Genomic DNA, 26,538 nt, shown 5'->3' with positions numbered 1-26,538 from the left:
TCTGCCTTTGGCGCCCACGCTGACGAAGCCGACGCTTCGCAGTTCGCCCTGAAGTTCGACACGAACCGCACCCGCGCCGAAGTGGCTGCCGAAGCCGCCAACGTGGCCCAGACCCGCAGCCAGGAACCTGCTGGTTCGCGCGTCGTGACCTACAAGTCCACGGCTGACCGCGCTGCCGTGCGTGCAGCGGCTGCCGAAGCCGTTCGTCTGGGCCAGATCCCCTCGGGCGAAATCAGCGCCTTCTAAACACCCAGCCTGACAAGGCTCGCCAGTTGCGGGCCTTCCCATGGTGGTGGTGTTTCACGGTCGTGGGCACCGCCACCATGTGGAAGTGTTTCCCTGACCACCCAAGCAAAACGGGCTCCCATATGGGAGCCCGTTTTGCTTTGGGAAACGTACCCGCCCAACCCCATCAGGGGCTGGGCAATCCGTCAACCGATCAGGCGGAGACGCCGTCTGCCACTTCCTTGAACTCGCTGATCTTGTCGAAGTTCAGGTATTGGTAGATCTTGTCGCCGTTCTGGTTGATGACGCCGATGTCGGTCAGGTACTCTTCCTTGGAAGGGATACGGCCCAGCTTGGAGCAGATGGCCGACAGCTCCGCCGAGCCCAGGTACACGTTGGTGTTCTTGCCCAGGCGGTTGGGGAAGTTGCGGGTGCTGGTGGACATGACGGTAGCGCCTTCCTTCACCTGGGCCTGGTTGCCCATGCACAGCGAGCAGCCGGGCATTTCCATGCGGGCGCCGGCCGCGCCGAACACGCCGTAGTGGCCTTCTTCGGTGAGCTGGTGCGCGTCCATCTTCGTGGGCGGGGCCATCCACAGCTTGACGGGGATGTCCTTCTTGCCTTCGAGCAGCTTGGAGGCTGCGCGGAAGTGGCCGATGTTGGTCATGCACGAACCGATGAACACTTCGTCGATCGCGGCGCCGGCCACGTCCGACAGCGTCTTGGCGTCATCGGGGTCGTTGGGGCAGCAGACGATGGGCTCGGTGATCTCGGCCAGGTCGATCTCGATGATGGCGGCGTAGTCGGCGTTCTCATCGGGGGCCAGCAGCTGGGGATTGGCCAGCCAGGCCTCCATGGCCTTGATGCGGCGGCCGATGGTGCGTGGGTCGGCGTAGCCCTGGGCGATCATGTTCTTGAGCAGCACGATGTTCGAGTTGATGTACTCGATCACGGGTTCCTTGTTCAGGCGCACCGTGCAACCGGCGGCAGAGCGCTCGGCCGATGCGTCGGACAGCTCGAACGCTTGCTCGACCTTCATGTCGGGCAGGCCTTCGATTTCCAGGATGCGGCCCGAGAAGATGTTCTTCTTGCCCTGCTTGGCCACGGTCAGGTGACCGGCCTTGATGGCGTACAGCGGAATCGCGTGCACCAGGTCGCGCAGCGTGACGCCGGGCTGCATCTTGCCCTTGAAGCGCACCAGCACCGATTCAGGCATGTCCAGGGGCATCACGCCCGTTGCAGCGGCGAACGCCACCAGGCCGGAGCCGGCGGGGAAGCTGATGCCGATGGGGAAACGGGTGTGCGAATCGCCGCCGGTACCGACGGTGTCAGGCAGCAGCATGCGGTTGAGCCAGCTGTGGATGATGCCGTCGCCGGGCTTGAGCGAGATGCCGCCGCGCGTGCTGATGAAGTCGGGCAGCTCGTGGTGCATCTTCACGTCCACGGGCTTGGGGTAGGCGGCCGTGTGGCAGAAGGACTGCATCACCAGGTCGGAGCTGAAGCCCAGGCAGGCCAGGTCCTTCAGTTCGTCGCGCGTCATCGGGCCGGTGGTGTCCTGCGAGCCGACCGAAGTCATGCGGGGTTCGCAGTACGTGCCGGGCACCACGCCCTGGCCTTCGGGCAGACCGCAGGCGCGGCCGACCATCTTCTGGGCCAGCGTGAAGCCCTTGCCGGTGGCCGCAGGCACTTGCGGCAGGCGGAACAGCGTGGAAGGTGCCAGGCCCAGGGCCTCGCGGGCCTTGGCCGTCAGGCCGCGGCCGATGATCAGCGGAATGCGGCCGCCGGCGCGCACTTCGTCGAACAGCACTTCGCTCTTGACTTCGAATTCGGCGATGACCTGGCCGTCCTTCAGCGCCTTGCCGGCGTAGGGCAGCAGTTCGATCTCGTCGCCCATGTTCATCTGGCTCACGTCCAGCTCGATGGGCAGTGCGCCGGCATCTTCCATGGTGTTGTAGAAGATGGGAGCGATCTTGCTGCCCAGACACACGCCGCCGAAGCGCTTGTTGGGCACGAACGGGATGTCTTCGCCGGTGAACCACAGCACGCTGTTGGTGGCCGACTTGCGGCTGGAGCCGGTACCGACCACGTCACCCACGTAGGCCACCAGGTTGCCCTTGGCGCGCAGGTCTTCGATGAACTTCACCGGGCCGCGCTTGCCGTCTTCTTCGGGAGTGATGCCGTCGCGCTTGTTCTTGAGCATGGCCAGCGCATGCAGCGGGATGTCGGGGCGGCTCCAGGCGTCGGGCGCGGGCGACAGGTCGTCGGTGTTGGTTTCGCCAGTGACCTTGAGCACGGTGAGCTTGATGCTCTGGGGCACTTCGGGACGGCTGGTGAACCACTCGGCATCGGCCCAGCTTTGCAGCACCGACTTGGCGAAGGTGTTGCCCTTGTCGGCCTTTTCCTTGACGTCATGGAACTGGTCGAACATGAGCAGCGTCTTCTTGAGCGCTTCGGCGGCGACGGAGGCCACGGCCGCGTCGTCCAGCAGGTCGATCAGAGGGGTGAGGTTGTAGCCGCCCAGCATGGTGCCCAGGAGCTGCGTGGCCTTTTCGCGGCCAATCAGCGTGCAGACTTCGGTACCGTGCGCCACGGCAGCCAGGTAGCTGGCCTTGACCTTGGCGGCATCGTCCACACCGGCCGGCACGCGGTTGGTGATCAGGTCCACCAGCGTCTCGCCTTCGCCGGCTGGCGGGTTCTTGAGCAGCTCGATCAGCTCGCCGGTCTGCTTGGCCGTCAGGGGCAGCGGGGGGATGCCCAGCGCGGCGCGCTCGGCCACATGGTCACGGTAGGCTTTCAACATCATTTTTCTCCGGTTGCGTTCTAAAGTGGGGTGGTTGCGCCGGGGCGGCAAGGCCAGGCGGCGCGGGGGTACCGTGTCTCGTCGGCTGTGGTTATTTGGTGGCGGTGGCCGTCGCCGCAGTGGCGGCAGGCGCGGGGTCGAACACGCTCTGGGGCGGCGCCTTCTTGGCGGCCTCGGCCACGAGGGTCTGCTCGGCGCTCATGCACTCGTCGGCCAGGCGCTGGCCGAGCTTCTGGTTCATGAGCATGGACTTGTTGGCGATCTGCAGCCACACGGCGCCGGCCTTCTGGTCTTCCAGGCGCACGGCGCCGGTGCTGGTGACCACGGGAGTCATGTGGTACTTGAAGCCCTTGCCTTCGATGTGAAAGCGCCCGGGAATGGCGGGGTCGGCCGTCACGTTGACGACGGCGCCCAGCTCGCAGGCGATGCGGCCCGTGTGCACCTTCTGGGCAATGGCCTGCTCTTCAGGGCTCAGGGCGGCATCGGCCGCGATGAGGCCCGAGGCCACCTGGTTGGCCGCCGTGTTCAGCTGCTGGCGGCTGCTCGTGGGCTCGGCCTTGGCGGTCTTCTTGGCGGGGGCCTTGTCCTTGGCCTCGGCCGACTTGGTGGCAGGCTTGGCTGCCGGCTTGGCGGCGGTCGTTTCTTTCTTGGGTGCAGCTTCCTTCTTGGCGGCGGGCGCGCTCTTCTTGGCGGGCTCTGCAGCGGCCTGCGCCAGGGCAAGGCCAGGGGCCACCAGCATCAGGGCGGAGGTGAGAATCAGAGATTTCATGGGAAAGGTCCTGGAAAGGTTTCAGGCGTGGGGGGAAGCAAACCAGTGGGCCACTTCGGGCGGCAGGGCGCGCCCGGTCTGGTGGGCGCGCTCGAGCACCTGCCAGTAGTAGCGGTAGCTGGCGCGGTCGTGCAGGCTGCCGTCGTGGCTGATGGGCGCCCAGTCGGCCTGCGCGGCAGCGGCAATGATGCGGGCGGACAGTGCGATCTCGTCCTGCTGCGGCGCGAAGGCCTGCAGGATGGGGCGGATCTGGCCGGGGTGGATGCTCCACATGCGGGTGTAGCCCAGCTCCGCGCTGGCGCGGGTGGCAGCGGCCTGCATGGCAGCGGTGTCGGAGAACTCGGTCACCACGCAGTGCGAGGGCACCTTGCCATGCGCGTGGCAGGCGGCGGCGATCTCCAGCTTGGCGCGCACCACCAGCGGGTGCTCGAACTGGCCGCGCGAGCCCATGGCCGACGAAGGGATGGCCCCGCCATGCGCGGAGACAAAGTCCATGAGCCCGAAGCTGATGCTCTGCACGCGCGGGTGCGCGGCGATCTCGAAGGCGCGGTGCACGGCGGCGGGCGATTCGATCAGCACATGCAGCGGCAGGTGGCCGGCCGATGCGGCGAGCAGCGCCTTCTCGGCGTGCAGCACGTCGTCCACCGACTCGACCTTGGGCACCATGATGTGCGACAGCCGGTGGCCGGCCTCGCCCGCGATGGTGGCCATGTCGTTGGCAAAGGCCGCGTGGTCCACGGTGTGCACACGGGCGGCCACGCGCGCGCCCTCGGCGGCGTTCAGCGCCAGCGATGCGACCAGGCGGGCGTGCTCGCGCTCCTGGCCCACGGGCGCGCCGTCTTCGCAGTCGAGCGTGACGTCGAACACGCAGTGGCCGAACTCGGCGGTCATCTCGGCCTGCAGCTGCAGGCTCTTTTTCATGCGCGCTTCGACACCGCTGTAGTGGTCGCACACGGGCAGGCGGCTGGCAGCGGCCTGGGCGCCCAGCAGTACGCTGGCAGGGTGTGCGGATGCGGACACGGTGCTCATGATGGGCGGCGCTGCGCGACGATGAACATGCGCGGGAAGGCGAGCAGGCGCTTGCCGTCGCTGCGCTCGGGGTAGGCCTCGGCGATGCGGCGCTCGTACTCGGCCAGGAAGCCGGCGCGCAGCGCGTCATCGGGCAGCGCATCGAGGAAGGGGCGCAGGCCGGTGCTGCGCAGCCAGTCGACGATGGAGCCGGCCGAGGGCATGACATGCTGGTAGACGGTGTGCCACACGTCCACGCTGGCTGCATCACGGGCCAGCATGTCGTAGTAGCCGGCAATGGTGGCCAGCTCGGTGCGCACGGCATCGGCGTCGCCGATGGGCTCGCGCCAGGGGGCTTCGCCGGCCACGGCACGCATCAGGCGGTGCGAAGGTTCCTGCCGGTTGTCGGGCATCTGGATGGCCAGCACGCCACCGGGGGCGAGCAGGCTGAACAACCGCGGAACCAGGGTTTCGTGCCCCGCCACCCATTGCAGGGCAGCGTTGGCGTAAATCAGGTCGGGCGCCACGGCGGGCACCCACGTGGCGATGTCGCCACGCTCGAAGGCCGTGCCGGGCAGGCGCTCGCGCGCACTGGCCAGCATGGCTTCGGAAGTGTCGATGCCGGTGACCTGCGCCTGTGGAAAGCGCCGCACCAGCAACTCGGTGGAATTGCCCGGCCCGCAGCCCAGGTCCACCACGTGAGTGGCCTGGGCCAGGGGAACACGCGCCAGCAGCTCATCGGCCGGGCGCGTGCGCTCGTCCTCGAAGCGGCGGTAGAGCGCGGGGTTCCAGTCGGCCATTGAAGGACTTGGTCTGCGGATTACAGCAGGTGCTTGACGCCGTCTTGCTCGCCTTGCAGCTCGGCCAGGGTCTTGTCGATGCGCTCTTGCGAGAAGGCGTCGATTTCCAGGCCTTCGACGATCTTGTACTCGCCGTTTTCGCAGGTGACGGGGAAGCCGAACATGGTGTCCTTGGGGATGCCGTACTGGCCGTCCGACGGGATGCCCATGGTGACCCACTTGCCGTTGGTGCCCAGGGCCCAGTCACGCATGTGGTCGATGGCGGCGTTGGCAGCCGAGGCAGCCGACGACAGGCCACGTGCTTCGATGATGGCGGCGCCGCGCTTGCCCACGGTGGGCAGGAAGGTGTTGGCGTTCCATTCCTGGTCGTTGATCATCTTGGCGACGCTTTCGCCGTTGATGGTGGCGAAACGGTAGTCGGCGTACATCGTGGGCGAGTGGTTGCCCCAGACGGTCAGCTTCTCGATGTCGGCCACGGCCTTGCCGGTCTTGGAAGCGATCTGGCTGGCAGCGCGGTTGTGGTCCAGGCGCAGCATGGCGGTGAAGTTCTTGCGTGGCAGGTCAGGTGCCGACTTCATGGCGATGTAGGCGTTGGTGTTGGCAGGGTTGCCGACGACCAGCACCTTCACGTTGCGCGAAGCCACGGCGTTCAGGGCCTTGCCCTGTGCCGTGAAGATGGCGCCGTTCACGGCCAGCAGCTCGGCACGTTCCATGCCGGGGCCGCGGGGGCGCGAACCGACCAGCAGCGCGTAGTCGGCGTCCTTGAAGGCGGTCATCGGGTCGCTGTGGGCTTCCATGCCGACCAGCAGCGGGAATGCGCAGTCGTCCAGCTCCATCATCACGCCCTTGAGCGCCTTCTGGGGGCCTTCGACAGGCACTTCGAGCAGTTGCAGAATGACCGGTTGGTCCTTGCCCAGCATTTCGCCGGAGGCGATACGGAACAGCAGTGCGTAACCGATTTGACCAGCGGCGCCGGTGACGGCAACGCGAACGGGCTTCTTGCTCATGGTGAGAACTCCAGGGAAGTGAGGAAATCAGGGGTGTGTGCAACGCAAGCACCAGCGCCTGTTACCAGCAGCCCGTGCCCCGCAAAACAGCCTTGGAGTGTACCGCCGATTCAATACCCCGGTCAATTTGTCTTATGTCTTATATAAGATATGATCGGAGTCCTGAAAAAGAAACTGGGCAAGGTGCGCGCCTGCCCGTTCGCAGCACCCGCACCAAGCCCTCGCAGAGCCCCCGACACCGCCCACCAGCCGACCGCCATGTCCTCGATCCCGCTCAACGCCGACACCCCTGCACAGCCCGCCGCTGGCACGGGCGCTGCCACGCCGGCGTTCAGCCCGCTGTACCAGCAGATCAAGGGCCTGATCCTGCAGAGCCTGCAGCAGGGCGAATGGAAGCCGGGCGAGGCCATTCCCAGCGAGATGGAACTGGCCGCGCGCTTTCGCGTGAGCCAGGGCACGGTGCGCAAGGCCATCGACGAGCTGGCCGCCGAGAACCTGGTGATGCGCCGCCAGGGCAAGGGCACCTTCGTGGCCACGCATGCCGAGCAGCATGTGCAGTACCGCTTTCTGAAGCTCATGCCCGACACCGGCGACGCGCGCGGCGAGGGCCGCGCCCAGCGCCAGGTGATCGACTGCAAGCGCGTGCGCGCCACGGCCGACGTGGCCCGCGCCCTCGCCCTGCGCAGCGCCGACCCGGTGATCCAGGCGCGGCGCGTGCTGTCCTTCGTGGGCGTTCCCACCATTCTGGAGGACATCTGGCTGCCGGGCCAGGCTTTCAAGGGGCTGACGGCCGACCAGCTGGCCAGCTACCAGGGCCCGACCTATGCCATGTTCGAAATCGATTTCGGCGTGCGCATGGTGCGCGCCGAGGAGAAAATACGGGCTGTGTTGCCTGACCCCGAACAGGCTGCGGTGCTGAAGGTGGCACCGGGCACGCCGCTGCTCAGCGTGGAGCGCATTGCGTATACCTACAACGATGTTCCTATGGAGTTACGGCGCGGGCTGTACCTCACGGACACGCACCACTACCGTAATGAATTGAGCTGACACCACCCTGGCACCTGAGCGGAAATGTCGATCTTTACGGACCATTGACCCTCTGTGTGTTGCGTTGCAATAGAATTTTGCGTTCTTTGCATGTCCGAATTACAAAGAAGTTACATCCACGAAAGCACTCAACATGACCGAGCTCGCCAAAAAACGGCCTGAATTCCGCAACATCAATGCCTTCAAGGACCTCACCACCTACCGCATGACGCCTGCGGCCTGGGTGTCGATCCTGCACCGCGCCAGCGGGCTGATCATGTTCCTGCTGTTGCCTTTCATCATCTGGATGTTCGACACCTCGGTGTCGTCCGAAATCTCGTTCGCCAAATTCACGGCGGCATTCAACATCGGCATCGGCTTCGTGCCCGGCTGGTTCATCAAGCTCGTGGCCCTGGCGCTGATCTGGTCGTACCTGCACCACTTCACGGCCGGCGTGCGCCACCTGTGGATGGATGTGAGCCACAGCGCCGTGAACAAGCAATTCGGCAAGAGCTCGGCGCTGACCGTGTTCGTGATCAGCATCGCCCTGGCCCTGGTGCTGGGCGCCAAGCTGTTCGGCCTGTACTGATCGACCCCTGAATAAAAAAGGCGGCGGCCGCTGCCACCCAGTGCCCCCCACATAACAAGAGGAAAAACATCCATGTCCGTCAATTACGGTTCCAAGCGCGTCGTCGTCGGCGCCCACTATGGTCTGCGCGACTGGCTGAGCCAGCGCGTCACGGCAGTGCTGATGGCGCTGTTCACGCTGGCCCTGCTGGTGCAGGTCATCTTCAACAAGGGCCCCATGGGCTACGACAAATGGGCCGGCATCTTCTCGGCCCAGTGGATGAAGGTGCTGACCTTCACCGTCATCATTTCGGTGGCCTGGCACGCCTGGGTGGGCGTGCGCGAAGTCCTGATGGACTACATCAAGCCCGTGGGCCTGCGCCTGGCGCTGCAGGTTTTCACCATCGTCTGGCTCGTCGGCTGCGCCGGCTGGGGCATCCAGGTTCTGTGGCGTCTCTGATTGATCCCCCCGCGACTGAAGGCAAACAACAATGAGCTACACCAAAGCTAACATCACCAAGCGCAAGTTCGACGTCGTCATCGTCGGCGCCGGCGGCTCCGGCATGCGCGCATCGCTGGAACTGTCCCGCGCAGGCCTGAACGTGGCCTGCCTGTCCAAGGTCTTCCCCACCCGCTCGCACACGGTGGCAGCGCAGGGCGGCGTGTCCGCCTCGCTGGGCAACATGAGCGAGGACAACTGGCACTACCACTTCTACGACACCATCAAGGGCTCGGACTGGCTGGGCGACCAGGACGCCATCGAGTTCATGTGCCGCGAAGCACCGAACGTGGTGATCGAGCTCGAACACTTCGGCATGCCGTTCGACCGCAACCCCGACGGCACCATCTACCAGCGCCCCTTCGGCGGCCACACCGCCAACTACGGTGAAAAGCCCGTGCAGCGCGCCTGCGCCGCTGCCGACCGTACCGGCCACGCCATGCTGCACACGCTGTACCAGCAGAACGTGAAGTCCAAGACCAACTTCTTCGTGGAGTGGATGGCGCTGGACCTGATCCGCAACGAACAGGGCGACGTGGTCGGCGTGACCGCGCTCGAACTGGAAACCGGCGACCTGTACGAGCTGCAGGCCAAGGCCGTGCTGCTGGCCACCGGCGGCGCGGGCCGCATCTTCGCGGCATCGACCAACGCCTTCATCAACACCGGCGACGGCCTGGGCATGGCGGCACGTGCCGGCATCCCGCTGCAGGACATGGAGTTCTGGCAGTTCCACCCCACCGGCGTGGCCGGCGCGGGCGTGCTGCTGACCGAAGGCTGCCGCGGTGAAGGCGCTATTCTGCTCAACAGCAATGGCGAGCGCTTCATGGAGCGCTATGCGCCCACCCTGAAGGACCTGGCACCGCGCGACTTCGTGTCGCGCTCGATGGACCAGGAAATCAAGGAAGGCCGTGGCTGCGGTCCGAACAAGGACTACATCCTGATGAAGCTGGACCACCTGGGCGCGGACACCATCCGCAAGCGCCTGCCATCGGTGGAAGAGATCGGCCACAACTTCGCCAACGTGGACATCACCAAGGAACCGATCCCTGTGGTGCCCACCATCCACTACCAGATGGGTGGCATCCCCACCAACATCAACGGCCAGGTCGTGGTGCACGACGGCCAGCAGAACAACATCGTCAACGGCCTCTACGCCGTGGGCGAATGCTCGTGCGTCTCGGTGCACGGCGCCAACCGCCTGGGCACGAACTCGCTGCTGGACCTCTTGGTCTTCGGCAAGTCGGCCGGCAAACACATCGTGAACTTCGTCAAGGGCTCGGGCGAGCACCAGCCCATGCCCGCCAACGGTGCCGACCGCACCCTGGCCCGCCTGAACCAGCTGCAGGACTCGACCGAGGGCATCTACGCCCAGGACGTGGCCAACGACATCCGCTCGAGCATGCAGCAGCACGCCGGCGTGTTCCGCACGCAGGCCAGCATGGACGAAGGCACGGTCAAGATCAACGCCATCCGTGAACGCGTGAGCGGCGTGACGCTGAAGGACAAGTCCAAGGTCTGGAACACGGCCCGCATGGAAGCCCTGGAAGTCGACAACCTGATCGAAGTGGCCCAGGCCACGATGACCTCGGCCGCGGCCCGCCGCGAATGCCGTGGCGCGCACACGGTGTACGACTACGAGCACCCTGCCGACCACGCCGAGTTCCCGCTGGGCCGCAACGACAAGGAGTGGATGAAGCACACCCTGTGGCACAGCGCGAACAACAGCCTGACCTACAAGCCCGTCAACCTCAAGCCCCTGACGGTGGACAGCGTGCCTCCCAAGGTCCGTACGTTCTGATTACGCAGCAGCCTCACGAAAGAACAACATGAAGCGCACTTTTCAAATCTACCGCTACGACCCGGACAAGGACGCCAAGCCCTACATGCAGACCATCGAGATCGAGCTCGATGGCCACGAGCGCATGCTGCTGGACGCCCTGGTCAAGCTCAAGGAGCAAGACCCCAGCCTGTCGTTCCGCCGTTCGTGCCGCGAAGGCGTGTGCGGTTCGGACGCGATGAACATCAACGGCAAGAACGGTCTGGCCTGCCTGACGAACATGAACACCCTCAAGGGCACCATCGTTCTCAAGCCCCTGCCCGGCCTGCCGGTGATCCGCGACCTGATCGTGGACATGACGCAGTTCTTCAAGCAGTACAACTCGATCAAGCCCTACCTGATCACGGAAGACCTGCCCCCCGAGAAGGAACGCCTGCAAAGCCCCGAAGAGCGCGAAGAGCTCAACGGCCTGTACGAGTGCATTCTGTGCGCCAGCTGCTCCACGAGCTGCCCCAGCTTCTGGTGGAACCCCGACAAGTTCGTGGGCCCCGCCGGCCTGCTGCAGGCCTACCGCTTCATCGCCGACAGCCGCGACGAAGCCACAGGTGCGCGCCTGGACAACCTGGAAGACCCGTACCGCCTGTTCCGCTGCCACACCATCATGAACTGCGTGGACGTCTGCCCCAAGGGCCTGAACCCCACCATGGCCATCGGCAAGATCAAGGAACTGATGGTGCGCCGCGCCGTCTGAAGAAGAAGAGCGAACGAACGAGCGAACCCTGCCATGTCCGAGACCTCGCCCCCCCTCGCCCGCACGCCGGCCCCGACCGACCTGCTGGACGACCGCGAACGCGCCAAGCTGCACTGGCGTTCACGGCGCGGCCTGCTGGAGAACGATCTCTACATCGAGAACTTCTTCGCGCTGCACGGGGCGAGCCTCAACTGGCGCCAGGCCTACGGCATGACCGAGCTGATGAACCTGGCAGACAACGACCTTTTGGACCTGGTGCTCGCCCGCCGTGAGCCCGAAGGTCCTCTCGATACAGAAGAAGTGCGTGAAGTACTCGGCATGCTGCGGCTCAGTGGTGGCGCAGCGCGGCCCCGGGCCTGATCTGGAGACAGGGCCCCTTACCACCGGAATTCCGGCAAACCTACCCAAGGAAAGTAACAATGAAGCTAGCTGACAACAAAGCCACCCTGTCGTTCAGTAACGGCAGCCCCAGCGTGGACCTGCCGGTCTACCAGGGCAGCATTGGCCCGGACGTCATCGACATCCGCAAGCTGTACGCGCAAACGGGCATGTTCACCTATGACCCGGGCTTCCTGTCGACGGCAGCGACCCAGTCGGCCATCACCTACATCGATGGCGACAAGGGCGAACTGCTGTACCGCGGCTACCCCATTGAGCAGTTGGCGCAGAACTGCGACTTCCTGGAAACCTGCCACCTGCTGCTGTACGGTGACCTGCCCAACGAAGCCCAGAAGACCGACTTCACCAGCCGCGTGACCAACCACACCATGGTCAACGAGCAGATGCAGTTCTTCCTGCGTGGCTTCCGCCGCGACGCGCACCCCATGGCCGTGCTGACCGGCCTGGTGGGCGCCCTGTCGGCCTTCTACCACGACAGCACGGACATCAACAACCCGCAGCACCGTGAGATCGCCGCCATCCGCCTGATCGCCAAGATGCCCACCCTGGTGGCCATGGCGTACAAGTACGGCGTGGGCCAGCCCTACATGTACCCGCAGAACAACCTGAGCTACGCAGGCAACTTCCTGCGCATGATGTTCGGCACGCCCTGCGAAGAGTACAAGGTCAACCCCGTGCTGGAACGCGCGCTGGACCGCATCTTCATCCTGCACGCAGACCACGAGCAGAACGCATCGACCTCGACCGTGCGCCTGTGCGGCTCGTCGGGCACCAACCCGTTTGCAGCCATCGCCGCTGGCGTGGCATGCCTGTGGGGCCCTGCCCACGGCGGCGCCAACGAGGCAGCCCTGAACATGCTGTACGACATCCAGGCCCAAGGCGGCGTGGAAAAGATCGGCGAGTTCATCAAGCAGGTCAAGGACAAGAACTCCGGCGTCAAGCTCATGGGCTTTGGCCACCGCGTGTACAAGAACTACGACCCCCGCGCCAAGCTCATGCAGGAAACCTGCAACGAAGTGCTGGCCGAACTGGGCCTGGAAAACGACCCGCTGTTCAAGCTGGCCAAGGAACTGGAAAAGATCGCCCTGGAAGACGACTACTTCGTGCAGCGCAAGCTCTACCCGAACGTGGACTTCTACTCCGGCATCGTGCAGCGCGCCATCGGCATCCCCGTGAACCTGTTCACCGGCATCTTCAGCCTGGCCCGCACCGTCGGCTGGATCGCCCAGCTGAACGAAATGATCGGCGACCCCGAGTACAAGATCGGCCGCCCACGCCAGCTGTTCACGGGCTCCGTGCGCCGCGACGTGCCGCCGCTGGCCAAGCGCTGAGCGTTTGCGCTTGCGCTTGCATTTGGAAGGCTTCGGCCTTCTTGGTGCAGACAGGAAAGCCCGCTTCGGCGGGTTTTTTTTATGCTCGCAGGCAGAAATAGGCGCGAACGATGGGCGAGGCCTTCGGGCCGTGTGTGTTCGGCAGCGAGCAGTGCGCGCACTTTTGCACAAAGCCAACCCATGGGCCAGCCTTGCGCCTAGTTTCGTGCCTCCGAAGGAGTCCTAGCGTGGCGGGGACATACCACCCGGGCAGTTCCATCCGAGGCCCATCCAGCGTCGACTGCCAAAGCCGCCATTCGACGCGCCCAATCTTCTACAGGGTCAACGGCAAGATGTTCAAAACATTGGGCGAACAGCACGGAGCAGCCCGGCAACTGACACGAAATTAGCAGTTCCGTGAAGGCCTGGTTTTCAATCGCGTCATTCTTTTCTGTGTTCATCGGGGCTTGTCCATGCGTTGCACGAATTGCTTGTAATCCCAGGCTGTCAGGCTAGCCCATGCGGTTTTGGCAATCGCACAGATTGAAAACACTCGTCTCACCTCCTCCAAGAGGTTTTTTCATCTCACTCTAGCAAGTGTGGGCTTTGGCCCAATGCCACCAACGTCTCAGGCCCTGAACTCCCGAACCACCTCGATAGTGCCCACAATGTTTTCATTGAGCTCATCAAGATCCTCAGCCGGAATCCACCACTCCGTATGGTGGTAGCCGCCAACCTTTTGAATCTCGTAGCGATCCATGAAAGCCTTGCGCACTTGAAATCGCGTCACACAGCCGTATCCACTTGCCTTGACGTTCCAGTCGGCAGCGATATCGATCGCATATTGCTCATTGGTGACGGGGTAGAAGATGGGCTGCTCAGGCAACCGCGGTGGCCACTTGGTAAAACCACTTTGCTTGATGAGTTCGATTTCTTCTGGCCCGGTGGGCCTATAGAGGACGACGGTTTCAACCATGCTGCTCAGTTTCCTTGTGGGCAAGTTCACGAATTGGAATGACTCTGGTCGCAGTCAATTTGCTTAAAGCTCACCAGTTGTCGCCATGGTAGCAACCCCCTTTAGCTTCACCGCCTCCCAGGCCCCCAAACCGCTCACGATACGCCTGCGGCGTAATCCCCAAATGCCGCACAAACAACTGCCTGAGCGCCTGCTCCGACCCCATGCCCACACGCGCGGCCACGGTCTTGAGCGGCAGCGCGGCCTGGGGCTGGGAGCTTGACTCCAACAAGCCCCGAGCCCCCTCCAGCCGCGCCGCATCGACAAATGCCGAGGGGGTCTGCCCCGTCTCCTGCACGAACACCCGCCGAAAGTGCCGCTCGCTCATGGCAGCGCGCGCGGCCAGTGCGGCCAGGGGCATGGGTTCGTGCAGGTTCTCCAGCACCCAGGCCTGCACGGCCTGGATGTCGCGGTGGGCGGTGCCCTGGCTGGCCAGTTGCACGCTGAACTGGGATTGGCCGCCGGGGCGCTTGAGGTACATGACGAGGTCGCGCGCCACCTCCAGCGCGAGGGCGTGGCCAAAATCTTCTTCCACCAGGGCCAGTGCCAGGTCGATGCCGGCGGTGACGCCGGCCGAGGTCCACAGCGCGCCCTGGCGCACGTAGATGGCGGGCGGAGGGGGCCGTGGCGTACCTGTTACGCCTCGCGCATTTTTTGGCCCGCCCGCAGGCTGCGCCGCCTATGAAGGCAGGATTTCAGACCTGCAAAAAACCCTCTTGAAACTCTTTTGGCCGGCTCTATTTTTCCTTCCGAGCCGGCCAGGACGGTGTCCTGCCGGTGTGTTCATCCACCCACCACTTGGAGGACCCACCATGTATGCATCGCTGTTGAATCATCCAGGCAGCCTGTTCGGTCATTTCGAGCGGCTGCGCCGTGAACTCGATGACGTGTTCGGCGCTGCCAGCCTGCCGAGCGCCATCCGATCCGTTGCCTCGGGCACCTTGCCGGCCCTGAACGTGGGGCGCACGCCGTCGAGCGTGGAGGTGTACGCCTTCGTGCCCGGCCTCGATCCGTCGAAGATCGATGTGGACCTGGACCGGGGCATTTTGCGCATCTCGGGCGAGCGGGCCAACACCATTCCGCAGAACGACGCCAGCGTGCAGGTCTATGCGCGCGAGCGGCGCAACGGAGCGTTCTCGCGCACCGTTTCGCTGCCGGACGACATCGACCCCGAGAAGGTGAGCGCGAGCTACCGGGACGGTGTGCTGCAGGTGAGCATCGCCCGCAGGGAGGCGCCCCAGCCCACGCGCATCAATATCCAGTGAACGCACAAGGAAGACCCAACAAGACACACCGCATTGAGGAGTAGCCACCATGACGACGCAACAGCAACAACAGGTCGCCACCACCACCACCGCAGCCAATGGCAACACCCGTGGCGGTGGCGCCGTGGACCAGGATCAGCAACATTCGGTGCTGCCGGCCGTGGACGTGTTCGAGAACCCGCATGGCATCACCCTGCTGGCCGACATGCCAGGCGTGCCGCGTGAGCAACTGGACATCAAGGTGGAGGGCGAATCGCTTTTGATCGAAGGCACGGTGCAGACCCGCATGCCCGAGGGCCTTGAGGCAGTGCATGCCGAGGTGCGCATACCGCGCTACCGCCGCAGCTTTGTGCTGAGCCGCGAGCTGGACACCGCCGGCATACAGGCGCAGCTAAAGGATGGTGTGCTGTCACTGCACATTCCGAAGAAGGCCCATGCGCAGGCGCGCAAGATTCCCGTGGCGCTTGGCTGAACCGCGGGGTGATCCCACCACAAGCATTTGCGGAGAATGAACATGAACCCTATGGCAGCAGAACTCAAGCAGATTGCAGGCTCCCTGTGGAGCACCATATCCCGGGGCTGGCATGGCATGGTGGCCCGGGCCAGGGAGGCCTGGAGCCAGCGGCAAAACAAGGAAAAGGCACAGCAGCCTCAGCTCGGGGCCTTGGAAGGCAAGGAGGGCGTGCTGCGCCAGTCCGTGCCGCTGCTCAAGGGCTGGGCCTTTCTGTCCGCAGCGGTGCTGGAGGATGAGCGTGCTGTGATCGTTCGGATCGATGCCCCAGGCATGCAGCGCGAGGACTTCAGCATCGAGGTGCATGAGCGCGCGCTGAAGGTGCGGGGCGTGCGGCGCTCGCATTTCCACCAGGGCCGCGCAGGCGGGTGGCAGGTGTCGCAGTGGGCCTACGGCTCGTTCTGCCGCTACCTGACACTGCCCGCGCGCGTGCAGGCCGCGCAGGGCGTGGCGGTGTACCGCGACGGGGTGTTGCGCATCGAGATACCGAAAGATGAGCGCGATGCCGTGAGGCACATTCAAGTGCAGTCGGCCTGATTGCGCGGCCAGCCGCCACGGCACGGCCCGGCGGGAGCAGCAGCGGCGCCATCAGGCCGCCGGCTCCCAAAGGGTTGCGCGGCGGGCCGTCTCACTCAACGCGCCGATTCGGTTCTTGAAATCACCATGGCGGCCCTTATCTCCACGGGCATCAAAATAATTCTGGAGCACATGCCATGCCTATCGAGTTCCTTCGTGAAATTGCCGATGCCGAGTTACCACTCGGTGTGTCGGACGAGGGCCAGATCGACAAGCTCAGGGTGTTGGCGGCGGCAGGGATGGTCACGGCTTCGTTGCCGCCAGCGGGCACTGGTGGGCCAGCCCAGGTGCTGACCGTGACCGGCCTGGGCCGCGCCACGCTCAAGGTACGCGAGCTGCGCCGGCAGGAGCCCCTGCTGATGCATTCCGCCTGAGGCCCACGTGACGCGGCCTGGGCCGTGCCCCGCCCTTGTTTCAGCCCCCCTCGGGGCCGCCGCGATTCAGCGGCGCCCAGGCCCGCCAAACCTCTCCCGATACGCCTGCGGCGTAATTCCCAGGTGCCGCACAAACAACTGCCTCAACGCCTGCTCCGACCCCATGCCCACACGCGCGGCCACGGTCTTGAGCGGCAGCGCGGCCTGGGGCTGGGAGCTTGACTCCAACAAGCGCCGAGCCCCCTCCAGCCGCGCCGCATCGACAAATGCCGAGGGGGTCTGCCCCGTCTCCTGCACGAACACCCGCCGAAAGTGCCGCTCGCTCATGGCAGCGCGCGCGGCCAGGGCGGCCAGGGGCATGGGTTCGTGCAGGTTCTCCAGCACCCAGCTTTGCACGGCCTGGATGTCGCGGTGGGCGGTGCCCTGGCTGGCCAGTTGCACGCTGAACTGGGATTGGCCGCCGGGGCGCTTGAGGTACATGACGAGATCGCGCGCCACCTCCAGCGCGAGGGCGTGGCCAAAATCTTCTTCGACCAGGGCCAAGGCCAGGTCGATGCCGGCGGTGACGCCGGCGGACGTCCACAGCGAACCGTCGCGCACGTAGATGGCATCGGGGTCCACGTCGATGGCGGGGTAGCGCTGGCGCAGCAGGGCTGCCACGCTCCAGTGGGTGGCGGCGCGGCGGCCGTCGAGCAAGCCGGCGGCGGCCAGGAAGAAGCTGCCCGAGCACAGGGCGATCATGCGGTCCACGCGCGGGGCCACGCGGGCGGCCCAGGCGACCAGCTCGGGCGAGGCCGCGAGCACCTGCTCGATGTTGCGCGAGCCGACCAGCACCACGGTGCAGCCGGGGCCGCCCTCTCCTGCTCCTTGCTGTTGCTGTTCCAGCCCGGCCAGGGTGTGGGTGGCGGTAAGGGCCATCAGGGTGTCGGACTGCACGGCCCCGGCCTGGGCCGCGACCACGCGCACGGTGTAGCCATCGGGCCGGCCGTGCTGGCGCAGGTGCACGTTGGCGTAGTCGAACACGGACATGGGGCCCACGGCCTCCAGCGCCTTGAAGCCGGGGTAGACGACGAGGTCGATGCGGTGGGGCTGGCCGGCGGGGTGATGGTGGGGATGGTGCGGATGGTGGTGGTCCATTGAACTGCGGAGAGCGAAGAAGCGCGATGGACTATACGGGAGGCCATGTCCGGCCAGGCCATGAACGATGGAATTCGGCCATACCCCCAAGGTCTGCGGCCATGGGTTTCTGTGCGCCCCGCACATGGCCTACAGTCACGGAGTCAACGCATGCGACGCTGGCCACAGAGCCCCGCTCGCCTCCCCTTTACCAACCAATCACCCCAACACCATGACCATCAAATCCAAAGCCGCCGTGGCCTTCAAGGCCGGAGAACCCCTGCAGATCGTCGAGATCGACGTGGCGCCGCCCCAAAAGGGCGAGGTGCTGATCCGCATCACCGACACGGGCGTGTGCCACACGGACGCCTTCACCCTGAGCGGTGACGACCCCGAGGGCCTGTTCCCCGTGGTGCTGGGCCATGAGGGCGCGGGCATTGTGGTGGAGGTGGGCGAAGGCGTGACCAGCGTGAAGCCCGGCGACCATGTGATTCCGCTGTACACGGCGGAGTGCGGCGAGTGCCTATTCTGCAAGAGCGGCAAGACCAATCTGTGCGTGTCGGTGCGTGCCACGCAGGGCAAGGGCGTGATGCCCGATGGCACGACGCGCTTTTCGTACAACGGCCAGCCGATCTACCACTACATGGGCTGCTCGACCTTCAGCGAGTACACGGTGGTGGCCGAGGTGTCGCTGGCCAAGATCAACCCGAAGGCCAACCCCGAGCAGGTGTGCCTGCTGGGCTGCGGCGTGACCACGGGCCTGGGCGCGGTGAAGAACACGGCCAAGGTGCAGGAGGGCGACACGGTGGCAGTGTTCGGCCTGGGCGGCATTGGCCTGGCGGTGATCCAGGGCGCCAAGCTGGCCAAGGCGGGGCGCATCATCGCGATCGACACCAACCCCAGCAAGTTCGACCTGGCCAAGGTGTTCGGCGCGACGGACTGCATCAACCCAAAGGACCATGACAAGCCGATCCAGCAGGTGATCGTGGAGATGACGACCTGGGGCGTGGACCACAGTTTCGAGTGCATCGGCAACGTGAACGTGATGCGTGCGGCGCTGGAATGCGCGCACCGCGGCTGGGGCCAGTCGGTCATCATCGGTGTGGCCGGCGCAGGGCAGGAAATCTCCACCCGCCCCTTCCAGCTGGTCACGGGCCGCAAGTGGCTGGGCACGGCCTTTGGCGGCGTGAAGGGCCGCAGCGAGCTGCCCGGCATGGTGGAAGACGCCATGGCCGGCAAGATCCAGCTGGAGCCATTCGTGACGCACACCATGGGCCTCAAGGACATCAATGAAGCGTTCGACCTGATGCACGAGGGCAAGTCGATCCGGTCCGTCGTGAAATACGCAGCCTGAGGCTTGGCGAGCGATGACCACCTCGTTTGAACTGCTCAGCGAGCACGCCTGCTTTGGCGGCGTGCAGCGCTTCTACCAGCACGCATCTGCCGAGATCGGGCTGCCGATGAAGCTCTCGGTCTACCTGCCGCCAGCGGCGCAGCAAGGGCCCGTGCCGGCCCTGCTGTACCTGGCGGGGCTGACCTGCACGGAAGAGACCTTCATGGTCAAGGCCGGGGCCCAGCGCCTGGCGGCCGAGCTGGGGCTGGCGCTGATCGCGCCCGACACCAGCCCGCGCGGCGCCAACGCACCGGGCGAGGCCGACAGCTGGGACTTTGGCGTGGGCGCGGGCTTTTACCTGGACGCCACGGCCGAGCCCTGGGCGCGCCATTGGCGCATGGAAAGCTATCTGATGAAGGAGCTGCTGCCGCAGGTGCTGGCGCAGTTGCCGGTGGATGGCGAGCGCCTGGGCATCTTCGGCCACTCCATGGGCGGGCATGGCGCGCTGACGCTGGCACTGCGCCACCCGGGGCGGTTCAAGAGCCTGTCGGCCTTTGCGCCGATCTGCGCGCCCACGCAGTGCCCCTGGGGCGAGAAGGCCTTCACCGGCTACCTGGGTGCGGACCGCACGGCCTGGATCGAGCACGATGCCACGGTGCTCATGCAGCACCAGCCGGTGGCGCCCTACCCCGGCGGCATCCTGATCGACCAGGGGCTGGCCGACAAGTTCTTGCCCACGCAGTTGCACCCCCGCCTGTTCGAAGAGGCCTGCCAAGCCATCGGCCAGCCGCTCACCTTGCGCCGTCACGAGGGGTATGACCACGGCTACTACTTCATCCAGAGCTTCATGGCGGACCACCTGGCGCACCACGCAAAGCAACTGGCAGGGGGCTGACGGTCTCCTGACCCGTCAGTGTTCGGCGCCGCCGGCAGTGCGGATGTCACTGGCCACCGCGAGCGAGGTGGCAGCCATGATGCGCACCGCCTCGGTCAGCGTCTCGCGGGCCAGGCTGGGCGCACCCGGGTGGCGCGTGGCCATGCTGGGCAGATAGGGCACATGGATGAAACCGCCGCGCAGGGCCGGCCGGCGCGTGGCGATGTGGTGTGCCAGCGCATAGAAGATGGCATTGCAGTTGTAGGTGCCCGCCGTTTGCGACACCGAGGCAGGGATGCCCGCTTCGCGCAGTGCGGCCACCAGCGCCTTGATGGGCAGGGTGGAGAAGTACGCGGCCGGGCCGCCGGGTACCACGGGCTCGTCCACGGGCTGGCGGCCGGCGTTGTCGGGGATGCGCGCATCCACGATGTTGATGGCCACGCGCTCCACCGTGATGTCGGCACGCCCGCCGGCCTGGCCCAGGCAGAGCACCAGCACGGGGTCGAGCTCTTCGATGGCGGCCACCAGGGCCGGGCCCACTTCGGCGATCACGCAGGGCAGCTGGTGGGCCACCAGGCGGTGGCCGGCGATGGTTTCGCCGTCGAGCACGCGCACGGCCTCCCACGAGGGGTTGATGGTTTCGCCATCGAAGGGCTCGATGCCGGTGACGAGGATGCTGCGGGCCATGGTGAACTCGAAGTCGGACAGGCGGCCATCCTAGGATGCGGGCCGCGCGCAGGGAAATGGATTTCCGGTATGCGTCGTATCCACGGCATGAATGGAGGGCGCGGCACGGCACATGGGGTAGATTGGCAGCATGAACCTCGCCGCGATGGACCTGAACCTGCTGCTCACCTTCGAGACGCTGTACGAGACCGGCAGCGTGACCCTGGCCGGCCAGCGGCTGAACCGGGCCCAGCCCTCGGTCAGCAACGCGCTGGGCCGGCTGCGCCATGTGTTCCAGGACGAGCTGTTCGTGCGCACGGCCGACGGCATGCTGCCCACCGAGCGCGCGCAGGCGCTGATACCGGGCATTGCGCTGGCGCTGGAGCAGCTGCGGCGCGCGCTGGCGCAGGGCCTCGACTTCGACCCGCTGGCCGCCCAGGGCCGGCGCCTCACCATCGCCACCAGCGACTATGCCGACATGGTGCTGGTGCCGCATGTGGTGGCCCTGCTGCGGCGCGAGGCACCGGGCATGGCGCTGCGCGTGGCGCGGCTGAACCGCGAGACGGTGTACGAGCAGCTCGACCAGTCGGCCATCGACCTGGCGATTGGCGGCCTGCTCGACCCGCCCAAGCGCATGCTGCAGCAGCGGCTGTACGAGGAGCACTTTGTCTGCATCGGCGACCGCGAGCGGCTGGGCCCGGCGCGCGACGAGGCCCTGGACCTGGAGACCTACCTGGCGCGCCCGCACGCGCTGTTCGTGCCCAGCGACAACGGATCGAGCCGCGGCGTGATCGACGTGCACCTGGCGCGCCTGGGCCGCGAGCGGCAGGTGCTGGCCACCTTTGCGCACATTGCGGCATTGCCCTTTGCGGTGCGCGGCACCGACCTGCTGGCCACCCTGGCCGCGCGGGTGGCACGCCTCATGGCGCCCCCGGGCACGGCCATCCGTGCCCTGCCGCCCGAGCTGCAGGACACGGCCTTCGGCATCGACATGGTCTATGGCCGCCGCTCGGAAAACGACCCTGCGGCCCGCTGGCTGCGCGCCCTGGTGGTGCGGGCGGCGCTGCAGGTGGACGACGCGCCAGGGGGCTGATGGCACGGGGGCAAGAAAACGCCAAGGGGACGCTGAGTGGACGCTAAGGGGGCGCTAAGACGGCGTTAATGTGCAGTTAAGTCTGGGGCGGGAGACTGCCGCCCATGCCCCAGCTCCTCGTCCGGCCCACCCCGTTTTCCGCCTCCTCCGGCTCCCACGCCGCAGGGGCGGCACTACTGCAGCAGCAGCAGCAAAACCAGCAAAGATCTGGCGGTAATGCGCCCGTAAGTGCCAGGCCTGGAGACTGCCCTCCATGCGCCTGACCCTGCCGCAACTGCGGCCCCTGCTGCCGCCCTCTTCCTCCTCTTCTTCGTCCGCCCCGCACGCCACCCGCCCCACGGCGCCGCCCCAGGCGCTGCACCCGGCCTGGGTGGTGCTGCTCGTGAGCCTGTGGCTGGCCACGGTGTGCAATGTGCCGCTGTGGCGCGAGGTGGCAGCCCTGCCCGGCCAGGGCAGCCTGCGCGGCTGGGGCTTTGCGCTGGCGTTCGGGGCCATCGTCACCGCAGGCAATGGGGGGCTGCTGGCCCTGCTGGCCTGGCGCTGGACGCTCAAGCCCGCGGCCGTGCTGCTGGTGCTGATGGCGGCATTTGGCGCGTATTTCATGCTGGCCTATGGCATTGCCATCGATGCCAGCATGCTGACCAACGTGGTGCAGACCGATGTGCACGAGGCCGGCGACCTGCTGAGCCTGCGCATGCTGGCCACCGTGGCGGCGCTGGCCGCGCCACCCCTGCTGTGGCTGCTGCGCACGCCGGTGCGGCGCCTGCCACCGCTGCGCCAGGCGGTGCACAACGGGCTGCTGCTGCTGGCGGCCATCGCGGTCATCGTGGGCAGCCTGCTGGCGGTGTTCCAGGATTTCTCGTCCACCATGCGCAACCACACCAAGCTGCGCTATCTGATCAACCCGCTCAACAGCGTGTACGCGCTGGGCAACGTGGCCACCAAGCCTTTGCGCATGGACCAGCGCACCCTGGTGCCCGTGGGCCGCGACGCCCACCTGGGCGCCAGCTATGCGGGCCAGGCCAAGCCGCCGCTCTTGGTGCTGGTGCTGGGTGAGACGGGGCGCAGCGGCAACTTCGGGCTCAACGGCTATGCGCGCGACACCACGCCGCTGCTGTCGGCCCGCGCCAAGGAGCTGGTGAGCGCGGGCAACGCCTGGTCGTGCGGCACGAGCACGGCGGCATCGGTGCCGTGCATGTTCTCGCACCTGGGCAAGAGCGGCTACGAGGGCCGGTCGGCCAACTTCGAGAGCCTGGTCGATGTGCTGCACCACGCCGGCCTGGCCGTGCTGTGGCTGGACAACCAATCGGGCTGCAAGGGCGTGTGCGACCGCCTGGGCGATACCAACACCGCCAACCTGAAAGACCCTGCGCTGTGCGCCCACAAGGGCGAATGCCTGGACCGCATCATGCTCAAGGACCTGGACGCGCGCATCGCCGCCCTGCCCGCCGAGCAACGCCAGCGCGGCACGGTGGTGGTGATGCACCAGCTGGGCAGCCATGGGCCGGCGTACTACAAGCGCTCGGCCCCGGATGCCAAGAAGTTTGGACCCGAGTGCACATCCACCGCGCTGCAGGAGTGCAGCCGCCAGCAGGTGGTGAACGCGTATGACAACAGCATCGTGGAGACCGACCGTTTTCTGGACGGCGTGATCCAGTGGCTGGGCACGCAGAACGCGAGCGCCCAGACGGCGATGGTGTACGTGGCCGACCACGGCGAGTCGCTGGGGGAGAACAACATTTACCTGCACGGCCTGCCCTATTCGATTGCGTCCGATGTGCAAAAGCACGTGCCCTGGATCACCTGGCTGTCGCCCGCGATGCAGGCGCGTGTGGGGGCGAGCACGGGCTGCCTGCAGAAGGACCTGCGCGAGCGGCGCATCACGCATGACTACTACTTCCACTCGGTGCTGGGGCTGATGGATGTGCAGACGGGGGCTTACCAGCCGGAGCAGGATGTGTTCACGCCGTGCAGGGATGCGGGGGCGGCGCAGGCGAAGGCAGATGGGCCGGTGGCGGCGCCGCGCAAGTCCTGATGGTTGCGCGGCACGGGCTGGCTGACACCGATGTAGAGAGCCATCAGTTCTGAAGTTGGGAAGCATGCCGCATGCCTCTGCCAAGGGCGGGAGCCGGGATGTGCGCCCGGCGGCGCAGTAACTTTCTCTTGGCCCGCCAAGAGAAAGTCACCAAAGAGAAGGCGTCCCCGCTGCCCGTGTCCCCCTCGCACTTCGTACGAGGGGGCAGCCTGCGATGCTCGGTCCTGGGGTGTGCCGCAGAACTCGCTGCGTTCTTCGAACTCCGCTCAAACAGCTGCGGCAAGCTTGACAACGAGGCGCGTGTCCTTCGGCACGCGCTCACCCCAGGCCCTGCGCTTCTCGGCACGGTCAGAAGGGGGTGGATACCAACACGGGCCATTGCTTCGCTCGGCCCGATCTGCCTCGCTGCGCTTGGCCTGGACTGGGCCGCCGTGCCAGTTGCGTCGGCAGCGCGCAGCGCGTAACCGACACCCGGCGCAGCTGCCATAGCAGCAGCCGCGTGGAGCCCGCTCCCCACCCCTTCTGGCTGCGCCGAGAAGCGCAGGGGCTGGGGTGGGCGTGTGTGCCGAAGGACACACACGCTTCGTCGTCTAGCTCGTCGATGCTGTTTGAGCGGAGTTCGAAGAACGAAGCGAGTTCATCGACGCCCACCCCAGCTCCGAGCACCGCAGGTTGCCCGCAGCGAAGCGAAGGGACGCAGACTGCGGGGCGCTGTTTCTTTGCCTACTTTCTTTTTGCGCAAAAAGAAAGTAGGTGCGCCGCCGGGCGCACATCCCGGCCTCCGCCCTCAAAAAAAGAACAGTAGCCACAACAGCCAAAAAAATCTAAAACAAGCACCCCTGATTCCGGGCATACGCAGCCCGGTACTGCGTCAAATCCAACTCCGTCCGCTGCCGATTGAGCCCCAACCTCCGGCAGGTCGCCGCAAACCGCTGCCGCAGCAGATCAGCCCACAACCCCGAGCCCTTCATGCGCGTGGCGAAGTCGCTGCCATAGACCTTGCCCGCAGCCCGCTGCGCAGGGTCGAGGTTGTGCAAGTCCTGCACGCGCGCCAGCACACGGGCCGCGCGTTGGGGATAGTGCAGCTCCAGCCACTCGCGGAACAGCGCATTGAGCTCCCACGGCAAGCGCAGCACCGTGTAGAAGGCACTCCTCGCGCCAGCCTCGTGCGCGGCGTGCAGCACCTGTTCCATGTCTTCGGTGATGAAGGGGATCTGCGGCGCCACGCTCACGCCCACGGGGATGCCTGCCTCGGCCAGGGTGCGGATGGTGCGCAGGCGCCGGTGGGGGGCTGCGGCGCGCGGCTCCATGCGGCGGGCCAGGGTGGGGTCGAGCGTGGTGATGGTGACGTAGACGGCGGTGAGCCGCTGTGCGGCCAGCGGTGCCAGCAGGTCCAGGTCGCGCTCCACCCCCGCGGACTTGGTGATGATGGAGAAGGGGTGGCGCATGTCACGCATCACCTCGATCAGGCCGCGCGTGAGTTTCAATTCGCGCTCCACGGGCTGATAACAGTCGGTGGCCGAGCCGATGTTGATCAGCTGCGGCACATGGCTGGGCCGGCCCAATTCGCCCCGCAGCAGTTGGGCGATGTTGTGCTTGGCGATGATCTGCGTTTCGAAATCGAGCCCCGGCGACAGGTTGAGATAACTGTGCGTGGGCCGCGCATAGCAGTACACGCAGCCGGTCCTTAACTTGATGGATGAAACTGCACAGCAATGTGTGGAAATCGCTTACGACCTCGCCAAGCTATGACACGGACTTGGTCTCTAGCACTTGAGCATAGATGTTCCCGGGGAGGCGCTACACATGGAACGGGGGCGCTTGTTTCTTTAGTCCACTCGAGATGCTTCATGACTGGGGCAAAAATCCCGGGAATGGCTAGTTGGCTGCATTCCCCACCCCTGCTGACCAAGCGTGTCATGGCCGGGTCCGCATAACCCTGTTCTGCATGCCAGCGCGCCAGGGCCGATAGCCGTTACCTCAAAGTGCTGACCTTGTGCGTGCTCGCGTAGGCCACGAGGTAGCGGGCAACAGTATCGCTGGTGGCCGACAGCAGGCCTTTCCAGTTTTAGTCGAGGTGCTTGATCGCTGCAGTACAGCTCCGAACCGTGGTTTCAGGGTAGGCAGCCTGCGGACAATTCACCCACCACTCCTCCTTTCGGGCCTGGTGTTAGCCGCATCTCAACGAAAACAAAGCCGCCTGCAGCCACTATAGGCGTTCAAGCCACTTGCACAACAACCCGCGGGCCGGATTTTGCCTTGTCGCGCAGGCTTGTTACTGGGCCTCTCGGGTCTGCAACGCCGGCTACCAAAAAGCCCGCTTGTCAATACGCGAGAGAAGCGACGCGAGCACAACCAGCGATTGGCCGTCAATGTTCGTCGGTGTGCTGCCCGGCCCCATCGGCACAGAGCCATTGGAGTGTTCCATCGCTCGCCCCATCACTTGATCAACCAAACTGATCCTGGGGACCAGCACATATCGCACGTCGCAGTTCAACCCATCTGCAATCTTGGCCAGCGTGTTGAGGGAAATCGAGCCCTCGGCTTCCGACTGCTCCAGTCTCCTGACCCCCTGCTGAGAGATGCCGATGCGACGGCCCAAGGTCTCAGAGTTCATGCCCAGCGCCAGGCGCACAGTCTTCACCCAGCCGCTCCTGGGCGTGCCTGCGCCTTGCTGCTTCGCCAGTTCGCGAAGCTGGCTGTCGAGTTCAACCAAGCGGGAAAGATCCAATCGACTCGTCA

General features: G+C 65.7%; 25 protein-coding genes and 2 pseudogenes. 16 read left to right on the top strand and 11 right to left on the bottom strand.

What is annotated here, in order from left to right:
* The coding region (locus tag AC3WOH_RS23460; RefSeq protein ID WP_492231729.1) for a DUF4148 domain-containing protein at window positions 1–246 on the top strand (246 nt) is incomplete at its 5' end.
* Window positions 247–439: 193 nt separating this feature from the next.
* On the opposite strand, the gene acnB is transcribed toward AC3WOH_RS23460, so the two are convergent.
* From acnB to AC3WOH_RS23435, 5 genes are all read right to left on the bottom strand, one after another.
* Window positions 440–3,025 (bottom strand): bifunctional aconitate hydratase 2/2-methylisocitrate dehydratase, encoded by a 2,586-nt coding sequence (gene acnB / locus AC3WOH_RS23455; RefSeq protein ID WP_492231728.1) that lies wholly within the window; start codon window positions 3,023–3,025, stop codon window positions 440–442.
* A gap of 91 nt (window positions 3,026–3,116) precedes the next feature.
* Entirely contained in the window at window positions 3,117–3,794 is a 678-nt protein-coding gene (locus tag AC3WOH_RS23450) for a hypothetical protein (protein ID WP_492231727.1), read from the bottom strand.
* 21 nt (window positions 3,795–3,815) lie between these two features.
* Window positions 3,816–4,823, bottom strand: coding sequence for an HpcH/HpaI aldolase/citrate lyase family protein (locus tag AC3WOH_RS23445; protein WP_492231726.1), 1,008 nt, complete (start codon window positions 4,821–4,823; stop codon window positions 3,816–3,818).
* On the bottom strand, window positions 4,820–5,602 hold the full coding sequence (tam, locus tag AC3WOH_RS23440) for a trans-aconitate 2-methyltransferase (protein WP_492231724.1): 783 nt from the start codon (window positions 5,600–5,602) through the stop codon (window positions 4,820–4,822). Before tam ends, AC3WOH_RS23445 begins: the two co-directional genes overlap by 4 nt.
* A gap of 20 nt (window positions 5,603–5,622) precedes the next feature.
* On the bottom strand, window positions 5,623–6,609 hold the full coding sequence (locus AC3WOH_RS23435; protein WP_184863442.1) for a malate dehydrogenase: 987 nt from the start codon (window positions 6,607–6,609) through the stop codon (window positions 5,623–5,625).
* A gap of 258 nt (window positions 6,610–6,867) precedes the next feature.
* On the opposite strand from AC3WOH_RS23435, the gene AC3WOH_RS23430 reads away from it, so the two are divergent.
* The 7 genes from AC3WOH_RS23430 to AC3WOH_RS23400 all read left to right on the top strand — a co-directional run bounded on the left by AC3WOH_RS23430 (window position 6,868) and on the right by AC3WOH_RS23400 (window position 12,959).
* Window positions 6,868–7,656 (top strand): GntR family transcriptional regulator, encoded by a 789-nt coding sequence (locus tag AC3WOH_RS23430; protein WP_492231723.1) that lies wholly within the window; start codon window positions 6,868–6,870, stop codon window positions 7,654–7,656.
* 133 nt (window positions 7,657–7,789) lie between these two features.
* Window positions 7,790–8,224: a succinate dehydrogenase, cytochrome b556 subunit gene (sdhC, locus tag AC3WOH_RS23425; RefSeq protein WP_184863438.1), complete on the top strand. Its 435-nt coding sequence runs from the start codon at window positions 7,790–7,792 to the stop codon at window positions 8,222–8,224.
* Between the two features lie 72 nt (window positions 8,225–8,296).
* Window positions 8,297–8,662, top strand: coding sequence for a succinate dehydrogenase, hydrophobic membrane anchor protein (sdhD, locus tag AC3WOH_RS23420; RefSeq protein ID WP_492231722.1), 366 nt, complete (start codon window positions 8,297–8,299; stop codon window positions 8,660–8,662).
* A 31-nt stretch (window positions 8,663–8,693) separates the two neighbouring features.
* Window positions 8,694–10,499, top strand: coding sequence for a succinate dehydrogenase flavoprotein subunit (gene sdhA, locus AC3WOH_RS23415; protein WP_492231721.1), 1,806 nt, complete (start codon window positions 8,694–8,696; stop codon window positions 10,497–10,499).
* A gap of 28 nt (window positions 10,500–10,527) precedes the next feature.
* A complete protein-coding gene (locus AC3WOH_RS23410) occupies window positions 10,528–11,229 on the top strand; it encodes a succinate dehydrogenase iron-sulfur subunit (RefSeq protein WP_492231720.1) in 702 nt (233 codons plus the stop codon).
* Window positions 11,230–11,262: 33 nt separating this feature from the next.
* Complete coding sequence (locus AC3WOH_RS23405; RefSeq protein ID WP_184863430.1) at window positions 11,263–11,589, top strand: FAD assembly factor SdhE; 327 nt, start codon at window positions 11,263–11,265, stop codon at window positions 11,587–11,589.
* A 59-nt stretch (window positions 11,590–11,648) separates the two neighbouring features.
* A complete protein-coding gene (locus AC3WOH_RS23400; RefSeq protein WP_184863428.1) occupies window positions 11,649–12,959 on the top strand; it encodes a citrate synthase in 1,311 nt (436 codons plus the stop codon).
* 607 nt (window positions 12,960–13,566) lie between these two features.
* Here AC3WOH_RS23400 and AC3WOH_RS23395 read toward each other — a convergent pair.
* Window positions 13,567–13,914: a hypothetical protein gene (locus AC3WOH_RS23395; RefSeq protein ID WP_492231718.1), complete on the bottom strand. Its 348-nt coding sequence runs from the start codon at window positions 13,912–13,914 to the stop codon at window positions 13,567–13,569.
* Between the two features lie 70 nt (window positions 13,915–13,984).
* Window positions 13,985–14,569 (bottom strand): annotated as a pseudogene (locus AC3WOH_RS23390) (GlxA family transcriptional regulator); the annotation flags it as partial.
* Window positions 14,570–14,765: 196 nt separating this feature from the next.
* Between AC3WOH_RS23390 and AC3WOH_RS23385 the strand changes: the two are divergent.
* The 4 genes from AC3WOH_RS23385 (at window position 14,766) to AC3WOH_RS23370 (ending at window position 16,679) form a co-directional block, all read left to right on the top strand.
* Complete coding sequence (locus AC3WOH_RS23385; protein ID WP_492231717.1) at window positions 14,766–15,218, top strand: Hsp20/alpha crystallin family protein; 453 nt, start codon at window positions 14,766–14,768, stop codon at window positions 15,216–15,218.
* 49 nt (window positions 15,219–15,267) lie between these two features.
* Window positions 15,268–15,690 carry an Hsp20/alpha crystallin family protein gene (locus tag AC3WOH_RS23380; protein ID WP_492231716.1) on the top strand — a complete coding sequence of 141 codons (423 nt, stop codon included), beginning with the start codon at window positions 15,268–15,270 and terminating at the stop codon, window positions 15,688–15,690.
* 42 nt (window positions 15,691–15,732) lie between these two features.
* Window positions 15,733–16,266, top strand: coding sequence for an Hsp20/alpha crystallin family protein (locus tag AC3WOH_RS23375; protein ID WP_492231714.1), 534 nt, complete (start codon window positions 15,733–15,735; stop codon window positions 16,264–16,266).
* A 176-nt stretch (window positions 16,267–16,442) separates the two neighbouring features.
* Window positions 16,443–16,679: a hypothetical protein gene (locus AC3WOH_RS23370; RefSeq protein ID WP_492231712.1), complete on the top strand. Its 237-nt coding sequence runs from the start codon at window positions 16,443–16,445 to the stop codon at window positions 16,677–16,679.
* 66 nt (window positions 16,680–16,745) lie between these two features.
* On the opposite strand, the gene AC3WOH_RS23365 is transcribed toward AC3WOH_RS23370, so the two are convergent.
* Window positions 16,746–17,816 (bottom strand): GlxA family transcriptional regulator, encoded by a 1,071-nt coding sequence (locus tag AC3WOH_RS23365; protein WP_492231711.1) that lies wholly within the window; start codon window positions 17,814–17,816, stop codon window positions 16,746–16,748.
* A 217-nt stretch (window positions 17,817–18,033) separates the two neighbouring features.
* Here AC3WOH_RS23365 and AC3WOH_RS23360 point away from each other — a divergent pair, with 217 nt between their 5' ends.
* Both AC3WOH_RS23360 and fghA read left to right on the top strand, forming a co-directional pair.
* Window positions 18,034–19,149, top strand: a complete 1,116-nt coding sequence (locus AC3WOH_RS23360; protein WP_492231734.1) for an S-(hydroxymethyl)glutathione dehydrogenase/class III alcohol dehydrogenase — start codon at window positions 18,034–18,036, stop codon at window positions 19,147–19,149.
* Window positions 19,150–19,162: 13 nt separating this feature from the next.
* Complete coding sequence (fghA, locus tag AC3WOH_RS23355; RefSeq protein WP_492231710.1) at window positions 19,163–20,023, top strand: S-formylglutathione hydrolase; 861 nt, start codon at window positions 19,163–19,165, stop codon at window positions 20,021–20,023.
* A 15-nt stretch (window positions 20,024–20,038) separates the two neighbouring features.
* Here fghA and pcp read toward each other — a convergent pair whose 3' ends face one another.
* The gene (gene pcp, locus AC3WOH_RS23350) at window positions 20,039–20,689 is read right to left on the bottom strand and encodes a pyroglutamyl-peptidase I (RefSeq protein WP_492231709.1); all 651 of its coding nucleotides are present in this window, start codon (window positions 20,687–20,689) and stop codon (window positions 20,039–20,041) included.
* 130 nt (window positions 20,690–20,819) lie between these two features.
* Between pcp and AC3WOH_RS23345 the strand changes: the two genes are divergently transcribed.
* Window positions 20,820–21,761, top strand: coding sequence for a LysR family transcriptional regulator (locus tag AC3WOH_RS23345; RefSeq protein ID WP_492231708.1), 942 nt, complete (start codon window positions 20,820–20,822; stop codon window positions 21,759–21,761).
* A 253-nt stretch (window positions 21,762–22,014) separates the two neighbouring features.
* Window positions 22,015–23,796: a phosphoethanolamine transferase gene (locus tag AC3WOH_RS23340; RefSeq protein ID WP_492231707.1), complete on the top strand. Its 1,782-nt coding sequence runs from the start codon at window positions 22,015–22,017 to the stop codon at window positions 23,794–23,796.
* An 824-nt stretch (window positions 23,797–24,620) separates the two neighbouring features.
* On the opposite strand, the pseudogene AC3WOH_RS23335 reads toward AC3WOH_RS23340, so the two are convergent.
* A pseudogene (locus AC3WOH_RS23335) lies at window positions 24,621–25,478 on the bottom strand (radical SAM protein); the annotation flags it as partial.
* Window positions 25,479–26,101: 623 nt separating this feature from the next.
* Window positions 26,102–26,512 carry a helix-turn-helix domain-containing protein gene (locus tag AC3WOH_RS23330; RefSeq protein WP_492231705.1) on the bottom strand — a complete coding sequence of 137 codons (411 nt, stop codon included), beginning with the start codon at window positions 26,510–26,512 and terminating at the stop codon, window positions 26,102–26,104.
* Between the last annotated feature and the right edge of the window lie 26 nt (window positions 26,513–26,538).

The organism is Acidovorax sp. FW305-C-20-28 (assembly GCF_058783375.1).
The sequence above is the reverse complement of the archived record's forward strand: the minus strand, read 5'-3'. Positions and strand labels throughout refer to the sequence as shown.